Source organism: Vibrio sp. V43_P6S15P86, from assembly GCF_009904725.1.
GTDB lineage: Bacteria > Pseudomonadota > Gammaproteobacteria > Enterobacterales > Vibrionaceae > Vibrio > Vibrio diabolicus.
In genome coordinates this window covers 1-10,083 of the sequence record NZ_WXWT01000288.1, presented here as the reverse complement: position 1 = coordinate 10,083, position 10,083 = coordinate 1, and the positions used below count along the sequence as shown (strand labels likewise).

At 43.7% G+C, this 10,083-nt stretch carries 9 protein-coding genes; 4 read left to right on the top strand and 5 right to left on the bottom strand.

Going from position 1 to position 10,083, the window contains the following annotated elements; translation table 11 throughout:
• The 3 genes from CAG69_RS12945 to CAG69_RS12935 form a co-directional block, all read right to left on the bottom strand.
• Nucleotides 1-1,282: YjiH family protein (locus tag CAG69_RS12945; protein WP_161444545.1), on the bottom strand; the 1,282-nt coding region annotated here is incomplete at its 3' end.
• A 455-nt stretch (nt 1,283-1,737) separates the two neighbouring features.
• A complete protein-coding gene (locus tag CAG69_RS12940; RefSeq protein ID WP_005391213.1) occupies nt 1,738-2,409 on the bottom strand; it encodes a YoaK family protein in 672 nt (223 codons plus the stop codon).
• A gap of 152 nt (nt 2,410-2,561) precedes the next feature.
• Nucleotides 2,562-2,963 carry a GFA family protein gene (locus tag CAG69_RS12935; RefSeq protein ID WP_080955925.1) on the bottom strand — a complete coding sequence of 134 codons (402 nt, stop codon included), beginning with the start codon at nt 2,961-2,963 and terminating at the stop codon, nt 2,562-2,564.
• Between the two features lie 202 nt (nt 2,964-3,165).
• Here CAG69_RS12935 and CAG69_RS12930 point away from each other — a divergent pair, with 202 nt between their 5' ends.
• Both CAG69_RS12930 and CAG69_RS12925 read left to right on the top strand, forming a co-directional pair.
• A complete protein-coding gene (locus tag CAG69_RS12930; RefSeq protein WP_161444543.1) occupies nt 3,166-3,795 on the top strand; it encodes a hypothetical protein in 630 nt (209 codons plus the stop codon).
• Between the two features lie 124 nt (nt 3,796-3,919).
• The gene (locus tag CAG69_RS12925; RefSeq protein WP_031780190.1) at nt 3,920-5,203 is read left to right on the top strand and encodes a peptidoglycan DD-metalloendopeptidase family protein; all 1,284 of its coding nucleotides are present in this window, start codon (nt 3,920-3,922) and stop codon (nt 5,201-5,203) included.
• Nucleotides 5,204-5,310: 107 nt separating this feature from the next.
• Here the strand turns inward: CAG69_RS12925 and CAG69_RS12920 are convergent, their stop codons facing one another.
• Both CAG69_RS12920 and CAG69_RS12915 read right to left on the bottom strand, forming a co-directional pair.
• Nucleotides 5,311-7,131, bottom strand: coding sequence for a putative bifunctional diguanylate cyclase/phosphodiesterase (locus tag CAG69_RS12920; protein ID WP_161444541.1), 1,821 nt, complete (start codon nt 7,129-7,131; stop codon nt 5,311-5,313).
• A gap of 183 nt (nt 7,132-7,314) precedes the next feature.
• On the bottom strand, nt 7,315-8,202 hold the full coding sequence (locus CAG69_RS12915) for a LysR family transcriptional regulator (RefSeq protein WP_005391202.1): 888 nt from the start codon (nt 8,200-8,202) through the stop codon (nt 7,315-7,317).
• Between the two features lie 105 nt (nt 8,203-8,307).
• Here CAG69_RS12915 and CAG69_RS12910 point away from each other — a divergent pair, with 105 nt between their 5' ends.
• Nucleotides 8,308-9,501: a multidrug effflux MFS transporter gene (locus tag CAG69_RS12910; RefSeq protein WP_161444539.1), complete on the top strand. Its 1,194-nt coding sequence runs from the start codon at nt 8,308-8,310 to the stop codon at nt 9,499-9,501.
• Between the two features lie 177 nt (nt 9,502-9,678).
• Entirely contained in the window at nt 9,679-10,026 is a 348-nt protein-coding gene (locus CAG69_RS12905) for a hypothetical protein (protein ID WP_005375501.1), read from the top strand.
• Nucleotides 10,027-10,083 lie beyond the last annotated feature (57 nt).

The window sequence follows — 10,083 nt, the reverse complement described above, 5'->3', positions numbered from 1 at the left end:
TGTTTACTGGAATTTTGCTGCCTAGTAGTAGGGCGCCAACTTCTGACATGTAGATAAGCTGAGTTACTGACATTGCTGCAATAACAAAACGTGTCATTTCATTATCAATTGATGCCGCTAAAATTGCCGGGATAAACATATCCGCAAAGCCAACAACAATAGTCTGTGATGCGGCGACAGCTTCTGGAATTTGCAGTAGCTCTAGGTATGGAATGAATGGCTGACCTAGAATTTCAAATACAGGAGTGTACTCTGCAATCACTAATGCCACGGTACCTAGACCCATAACCACAGGCAGTACACCAAACACCATGTCGATTGCGTTATGTACGCCTTCTTTAAATACAGACTGAACAGATGTTACCTGACCCGCGCGCTTAAGTGCTAGATCCATACCCCATGAGAATGTGGTGTGGCCTTCTGGTACGGCGTCAGCATCTTTATCTGGGTTGCTGCCATCAATGTAGCGATCTTTCTTCAGGCTTAGCGGCGGTAAGCGAGGAATGATAACCGCAGCGACAATACCTGCTAAACAGATTGCGCCGTAGAAAGGTAGGAACAGATGCTCTAACTGTACCTGAGCGATAACCACTAAGCTAAACGTGATCGATACTGCTGAGAACGTTGTCCCGACAACAGCGGCTTCACGCTGAGTATAGAACTTATTTTCGTACTGTTTGCTGGTTAGCAAGATACCAACACTGCCGTCGCCTAACCAAGACGCCATACAGTCAATTGCGCTACGGCCAGGCAGGTTGAATACCGGGCGCATTATTTTACTCAGTAACGCGCCAAACAGCTCAAGAAGACCAAAGTTCAGAAGAAGCGGAAGGAGTAGGCCCGCAAAAATGAACACCGCAAACAAAGTTGGTAGAAGACCGGTAAGAACAAGGCCACCTGTATTTTCTTCCCAAATCGCTTTTGGACCCACTTGGAAGAATGTCATTAATACGGCTGCACCACCGATTAAGCGAACAATAAGCCAAAGTGGCGATGGATTGAAAAGACCGTTTAAAAATCCATTACGTAAAATCGCTGCAGGCTTGAAAATTTTGCAAAGAACAGAAGCGACTGCCATGAAAGCGATGATACTGGTGACGATAGCGATCAAGGTATCGCCTAATACTGCCGGGATGACTTTTGCCATAACCGCAACAGGGATAGTTAGGCCGCCATCGTATGAGATCGGAGCCATAAAGAGTAGAAGACCGATAAGGGAAGGGATGAAAAACATCCAAAAGTTGCCCTTAGGTGCTTCAGTAGCATTAGTGGTATTATGCATAGTTGTCTCGTGTTACTACTAGTCAATACTTGCCATTTCCATGACATAAATATTCACTAAACATCCGTATTTAATCACAGTTTTGCGGAGGGTACCCGCAAACTGCATCCATTGCAATACTATTCATTAAATACATCTAGTTATTCAGCCGATTTGTCGGGTAATTGGTCAAATAACGTATAAGTGTATATGAATATGTTGCTTGTGTTAGAAAATTGTAGCACGGGGCGAGGGCAGCGCAGAGAATTATGGGGCGCATTGTGACTGGAATAATAAAACGCTAAACAAATGTGACTTTGATCTAACTAACTTTTTGCCGGAAGCCCTGTTAGCCCTAGCTCTTATAAGGTTTTTTAGCTGCGTTACAACACGATAAAACGTTTATTATGATGTGTAGCGGTGAGAGAGTTGAGCTACAACCGATTGAAGCATTCGGCCTCAATCGGTTCGAGATTTTATGCTTTTTGTTGGCGACTAAGCACGTAAAGGTAACTCCAGTAGATCAGAGCCGTAGCGAAAGCCAATATCGCAGGGAAAACGAGCGTATATAATCCATATACCACGAATAGTGCGGCTCCCGCGACACCGCCAAGCAAGAATCCGAAGAAAATGAATAGGAATAGCTTTGCTTTACGTCTATCAAATTGACGACCTCTTAAGCTTTCTCCAATCATAATCCCCAGATCGGTGATGATCCCAGTCATATGTGTGGTTCTGACTACTGCGCCGCTGAATGTAGTGATCATTGCGTTTTGTAATCCACATGCTGCTGACGCTAGATATTGGCCGTACAAATCCCCTTGCACCAAAAAGCCCAAACTGAGTAGGAGCAAGCTCCCTTCTATGCACAGTGCAACACCATATCTTCGCCCTAGTTTTAACGCACTGCTCTCAATAAAAAAGCCGCTAAAGGCAGCACCGATCAAAAAGCTAAATACGATGAAGAGCAGGTGAATGGAGCTATCCACACCTGTTAGCAAGCTGTTCCCTAGCTGAGTTACGGTTCCCGAAAGATGTGTTATCGCTTGATGTTGAAAGCCGAGAAGACCAACGGCATTGACGCAGCCCGCGAGAAGGGCAAGTAGAAACGCGCCATATTCCACCCAACGAGGAAGTCTGGAAATCACAATAAAACCCCACCAAATGTTAGGAGCCGATTATAACGCTCACACCGCGTTACGAAACCCCTTACAGTAAAACTCGGTTGATCATTCTCAAAAAAATCTCATTTATAGAGCTTTTGCGTTGACCGTGATAACGACATAGAGGGGGATTTCCCCTACCTGATGTGTTCCATTGTACATTCGAAACTCACCCATCCATGTTTCCTCTGCTCATAGATGGAAACCGTTGGTTGGTGGAACTCTTTATCAGTAAAAAGACCGACGGGAATGATCATGATTTCAGGAAATGTAGAGACCAATAAGCGCATTGTCGTGCCGCAAGAAGGGCAAAACTCATACTGAACCTCGCTGCCATCATCCCCCATTCGCGTATAGCAGGTGACCTCACCGTTTAAAGTTACGTGCTCTTTATCAAAGCGAGCCTGTACCCCAAATACACTGCCTGTCCGCTTCTGGCATTCAAAGCAATGGCAGACAGACGTACGGATGGGTTCTCCCTTACAACGGATCTCAACTAAACCGCAGGCGCATTCGCATGTATGAATGGTTGTTGTCATCGTGATTACCTATTCTTCCCAATACACCAATGAATTTGGAACACTGAGAGCAGTGTCAGTGGCCAGTTATGAAATCTGGGCTTGAAAATCATTTGGATACAGTCAGTTTAGTTTAATTTTGAAACACTTGAAGGGATGAAATCATTTGGGTATACAATGCTATACTCGCTTTTCATTTATACCTTTAAACAAGGAAGTCTTCATGGCTCACAAAAGAATCCTGCCGATACCACTTATTCTTCTTATTCCGATCGTATTATTGGTCGTGGTTGTGATCGCGGGTGTTTATCGCTTTAGTTTGTCTGATGAAGAGATCATGGCTAAGTTCCCTCAAACGGAAGCAGAAACCAATGTTATTGTGCAAGAGACGCTGGGAATTACTTCACACAACCCATGGACGATTCAAGTACCAGAGCAGGGAGCGGTCACTTTTCTTGATGAGTGGGATAAAGAAAACGGCTATTTGATAGGCGATTATGATGCAGGTGCGACAAAAGGTCAGGTACTCGTTCCAACTGCGTTTATTAGTCAGCGTGAGATTGAGAGTGTTTCATGGATTGCTGCACCGATGATTGTAACGATACAAGGTAGCGGTTCGTTTAACTATGTTGGCTTGTTTAAGTTTGACTCCGTGCCGAGCCGAGTTGTCCTTTTAGACAGTATTTTTGTCGGTGACCGCGTTAAATTTACCCAAATCACATGGGAAAGTGATGCCATTATCACGCTTTCATATTTAGCGCATGGTGACGATCAAGCAATGGCAGATACGCCAAATCAATTAAATTCATCCACATTAAAGCGTGTAGGGAATAACTTACATATGCAACAGTGATGAATTTTTTTTGAGTTCTGTAAAAATTCAGTGTTTTCTGCGCTAGATCTCGAAATTTCATAGTGATTTCTTATACGGGAATGCATAAGCTATGAGCCTTGTTTGAAAGGAGATAGTAATTCCCGTGTCTACAAATGAAATTACAAGACGGTTGCCGAATCTGACAAGTCGTAGAGCGCTGCTGTTATACTCCTTGCCAGTTTTAGTTGCGATTGGTGTTTCTCACTCTCTCAAAGAGTCATCTTTAACCAAAACCATCGCATTGAACCTGCCTGAATCTCAGGTCGTTGAAAAAATTCTTGATGCGACAACTGCCGAAGTTGTCACTCCCCCGAACTTCGAATATCAAATCCAAGCAGGTGACAACCTAAGCACTATTTTTAGCCAGCTCGGTTTCGGTTACAGCTCGTTAATGAAAGTAATGGAAACGGATTTGAACTACCTTGCACTTGATACACTAAAGCCGGGCAACACGCTCCGCTTTTGGCGTGATGATGCGACAGGCGAGTTAGAGAAAATGGAACTGCAATTTTCTATTGCAGATAAAGTGGTCTACCAACTAAATAGTGATGGTAGCTATGACTTTACCGATATCTCGATTCCTGGCGTGTGGAGCCAAGAGCCATTGGTTGGTGTTATTCAAGGCAGTTTCTCTTCTTCTGCAAGTCGATTAGGTCTAACGTCGGCAGAAGTGAGTCAAGTTGTGAGCTTACTCAAAGAGCAACTCAACTTTGGGCGTGATCTTCGTGCAGGTGATCGATTTGAAGTCGTTCGTCGTTCGCAAAGCATCAATGGTGTGCCAACGGGCAAGAACGAAATTGAGGCGATTAAGATCTACAATCGCGGACGTGAAATCACGGCTTACCTTCATACCGATGGTCAATTCTACAATGCTAAAGGCGAGAGCTTGCAGCGCGCATTCCAGCGTTATCCTGTAAGTAGCCGTTGGCGTATCAGTTCTGGCTTCAATCCTAATCGTTTACATCCAGTAACGGGGCGTGTCGCACCGCACAACGGTACTGACTTTGCCGTGCCAACCGGTACACCAGTCGTTTCTACTGGTGACGGTACAGTAATCATGACTCGTAAACACCCTTATGCGGGTAACTACGTGGTTGTTGAGCACGGCAGCAAATACAAAACCCGCTACTTACACCTAAGTAAGATTCTGGTGAAGAAAGGGCAAAAGGTTTCTCGAGGCCAGCGTATCGGTCTTTCCGGTAAAACAGGTCGAGTGACAGGGCCACACCTTCACTATGAATTGATTGAATACGGCCGTCCAGTTAACGCTATGCGAGCAAACATCCCAATGGCGAGTTCTGTTCCTAAGAAAGAGATGGCTACTTTTGTCGCAAACAGAGATGAAATGGATAAACTGTTACGCGATAAAGAGAAAGCGGTGCTGTAATAAAGTACTTCGCTCAAAAAACAAAAAAGAGACTAAGCATAGCTTGGTCTCTTTTACTTTGTGCATTAACTAGATTTGAATTCTATGACAGCAGTCTGTTCAGTACGTTAGGCACTCCGCACTTCACGTTCATTTATCAGGTGTACGATTTCTTCAACACTGTGTGGACGAGAGTAAAAATAACCTTGGATGTAGTGGCAGCCCATTTCAATTAACTTTTGTAGTGCTCTATCGTCTTCTACGCCTTCGGCAATCAAATCCACATCAAGCAGCTCTGCCAATTGCGCTATCAAAAACACTACTTGTTCAGAGGTTGTATTTGAGAGCATGTTCTGCACAAAGGTAGCATCGATTTTGATGCTATCAATCGGATAATTGTGTATATAGTTCAAGCTTGAGTATCCCGTACCAAAATCATCCAGTGCGACTTTAAAACCCAAGTATCGCAACGAGTTAAGTACCATCTGTTCACGGCCACTTTGTGAGAGTAAGACGGTCTCGGTGAGCTCTATAACAAAGTCTTTTGCTTCGTGCTGATACTTTTCAACCATGTTAGTTAAGTGGTTAATATAGCGGTTAGAGTCAACCAGCTCATACGCAGAGCAATTGATAGAGAGTTTGACTTTGTATCCTAAGTTGGCTTCGAGCTCTTGTTTTGCGATACATGCGAGTTCAATAATACGTTCACCCAACTCGATAATCAGGCCTGATTGTTCGGCAGCTTCAATGAATTCCGCAGGGGAGATGTTTCCGTAAACATTGCTGTTCCAGCGGGCTAGGATTTCAAAGTAATTCCAGCGATCGCTTGTGATATCTACGATTGGCTGAACAACGACATACAACTCTTCGCTATCATGTATGTCAGCGCTAAGTTGAATGCGCATAGCTTCAATAAGCTGAGTTCTACGGTGATAAAGGGCGCTAAGATGTGTGTCGTAATGCTGAATTCGTGTATCGCGATGTTTTTTACAGTCTTTGAGAGCGAGGCTAGCATTCAAAATTAGCTCATCGCTGTTCAACATATGTACTGGGGCACGTGCAATACCAATACTAACGGTGAAAGAAATCCGGTTAGATTTGTCGCTGTAGCCGCTTTCAATTTTGTCGAGTACTTCCTGACACACGGCGACAGGATCTTCGTCGTACGTGATGAAGGCGAATTCATCTCCTGCAACACGGAACGCATTGTTTGGCGACGACAAGCTCTGTTGAATGGCGTTAGCTGTGAACTTAATGATTTGGTCGCCGATATAGTTTCCGTTGATATCATTGATCGATTTGAAATTATCGATATCAAGATACGCCAAACTGAATGGGCGAGTCGCCTGCTGCGTTAATGTCTCCAAGGTATCAGCTAAACAGCTACGGTTGAGCAGTCCAGTTAGGTTATCATGCGATACCTCATAGCTAAGCTGATTAAGAAGCTTATCTGAACGTTCACTGACCCACTTTTCACGTAAGCTATGAATAATGACATTGGCATAAAATCGGTGGAAGTCGAGGATATCTTGCGCTTCTTTCGCGTGGATGCTTCGGGTAAAGGTAGACAGTAAAATTCCCAGAACTTCGCCATTTTGTGTCTTCAATGGCAGGCCAATATAAGCTTGAATGCCATCTTCTTGAAACATCTGATCTTCAGGAAAACGCTTGTATACCTGGTCTTGATAGAAAATATGTTCGCCAATGTCTTTCGCCACTTTTTCACAGGGGGTGCCTGAAAGGTGGTAGCTTAGGTTGTATGTAATTTTTCCATTGCTGGCGAAGGAAATGGTATGAGCCGAATGCTGAAGATGCGCAACTTCTACAACGCAAGTGCAATGGCTCTGCAATTGTTGATGAATATCTAATGTGACTCGGTTTAGCTGAGCCGTGCCGTTTAGCTTCAATATCTCATCAATTTTGTGGAAACTGATTTGTACCTGACCCATTGAGCATTTCACCTAGCGTTGTTATTAACATATCGTGTAAGACACGACGAATTATTATTTGATATGCATCAAATAAACTATCGGTTACTAAGGCAGATTTTTCAAATTTTGTGAACGAACAAATCATTATTTTCATGTTTTTATGCTTGAACCTTTTAAAGGTATAGCGATAAAAACGCTAAGCTAGGCGCGCTTCTCCTCTTCTAATCGCGATTTGAGATAATCGAGGAACAGCTTAGTTCGGGTATGCTGATAATCCAGCTTTGGATAGTAGGCATATACAGTGGCTTTATCCGCTGTGATATCGGGCAGGATAGGGACTAACGCGCCGGATTTGAGATCATCTTTGATCATGACGTTATTCGTCATCAGAATACCCATGCCTCTTTTGGCACCATGAAACAGCGCTTCTGGGTTGGTCGTGGCAAAGTTACCGGACAAGCTGATACGTTTGCCTCGATTTGTTTTGATTTCTCGTGAGGGCTTTTCACCCCAAATCAGGACATTATGCTCTGTCAGATCCTCAACGCATTGTGGGGTGCCGTATTTTTTTAGGTAACTAGGCGCAGCGTAAAACTGGGCTTTATGTTCGAAAAGCGCAGTGGCTTTGAAACTCAGAGAGTTCAGTTGCTCTAATTCCCGGCTAATAAACAGGTCTAAGCTTAGCTCTGGCAATTGGCCTGGTAGCGTTGTCGTTAATTGAAGCGTGATGTCTGGATATTTCTCAAGAAAATCATCTAGGTAATGCACCAAAAACTTAGAACCAACCGCCAGTGTCGCGCCAATTTTCAATAACCCCGCTGGTGATTGATTGACTGAGCGAGTTTCATCTAATACTGATTGCCATGAATCCAACTGATTTTTTGCTCGTTGATAAAACAGCGCACCAGCTTCGGTTTGGCTAATAGAGCGGGTCGTGCGTTTAAGTAGCTGAACGCCAATTTTATCTTCTAGCCATTGAACTCGTTTACTGATAGCTGAGCTGGTGGTATTGAGTTTCCGCGCTGCGGCATTAAAGCTACCTTCTTCGACCACACGAATATAACTCTTCACGCTTTGAATCCAGTCCATTGTGTCTCCTTGGGAATTAATTCCTTTCCAACTTAGCTGATTATCATCTTTGAGTATTAAATATACACTGTTTGCCATCAATCTGTCACAAAGTAGGAGGAACGTTTGCGTAAAACACCATTGTTATTAGCGATGATGATCATTGCCACAGGCCAAGTTGGCGTTAGTATTTATCTTCCTTCTTTACCATTGATTGGTCATGACTTGAATTTGCCGCAACATTCGATTCAGAATCTCGTCACACTATTTCTCGTTGGTTTCGGTATCTCTCAGCTTTTTTATGGCCCATTGTCTGATGCGATTGGTCGTCGACCAGTATTTATTCTGGGCCAAAGTGTGTACCTAGTTGGTACGGTTATTTGTATCGCCTTTTCGGACAACATTATTGCTCTTGAAGCGGGGCGGTTACTTCAAGGTTTGGGAGCGGGCAGTGCCTCGGTGCTTGGTCGCTCCGTATTGCGTGACAGTTATGACGGTATGCAATTAACCAAAGCGCTATCTTATATTTCAGTCACGGCATCTGTGATGCCAATTATTGCTCCGCTGTTTGGTGGTTGGATTGCTTTTCACCTGAGTTGGCATGCTGTCTTTGTGTTTGTGCTGATTTACTTAATGGCAATTTTTACGCTTGGTTTATTGGTGCTGCCAGAAACGCTGCCTTACCCGAAGCGAAAATTTAAAGTAGGCCAGGTGAGTGCAAATTATTTGCGCCTGTTAACGAATACTCAAGTGATTGGTAGTGCGAGCTACAACTGGCTTAGTTATTTATCGGCTCTGGTCACGCTCTCCTTGTATCCATTTTTAATGCAACAAGAGTTAGGCTTAACGGCGGCAGATTACGGTTCTTTGATGATCATACCGTCAGTTGGTTTGCTGACGGGTAGCTTGGTGCTTAATTTGATCAACGCTCGTTACAAAGCTCAGCAAATCTTGCTGATGAGTTTCGCGATTGTTGCTATTGCTGGCTTCATGTTGTTGGTTACCCCCTTCAGTGTATTTTCATTGCTGACGGCATTCACGTGTTTAAGTTTTGCCCAAGGCATGTCATTCCCAGTATCGATCAGTTTGCTACTTTCGCCACATAAGCAACAGGCAGGCGCGGTTTCTGCGTTATCTGGCTCTATTCAAATGTGTTTAGCAGGTTTGTTTGGTGGGTACTTAGTAGACTCATGGGTTACGAATCAGCAGCAGCTTGGGGTGTTTTATCTGTTTATTGCGTTACTTTCTTGCTGTGTGCTTGCATTGAGTCAATTTCGTAAAGTACCCAAAGGGACGATTCAAGCAGAAACTTCCACCTGAATATACTTGCAACCAGAAGGTCGGCTTTCTAAAATGCGCAGCTAAATTAAGTCTGGCCTGTTGTGTATACTGAATGACTTGGTTTGAAAGGAAGAGGGCGAACCTTGATACTTCTCTCAAGCTTAGAATACATTTCTGCCCAAATGACTATCCGATCTCTAATCGTTAGGTGAAAGAATGCAACAAAACGAATTTGAAACACTGGTAAAAGAAATTACTCAGCAAGAAAGCATGCCAAAGGCACTTGAAATCTTGAAGGCGTGTGAGGAAGAAGAAGTTGCACAAGCGGCACAATCCCTAACGGGTCAGTTTGGTCTTGCAGAAGTTGATGGCGAGAAACGTATTTACCATATTACCACTCAAGAAGACGAGTCCGGAGAAGAGCAAGAATACGTGGAGCACGTCATGAATGAAGGCGATCACTTGATCAAATTTGCTGCGTGGTTCTTTGAAACATTCTTTGAAATCAAACAGAAAGATACGTACGTCGCAGCGGGTAAAACATACCAACAACCTAAGCGATAGACGCTCATTTCAAAAAATCCACGAAAACCAAACTGAAAGTTAATTACAAAATAAATG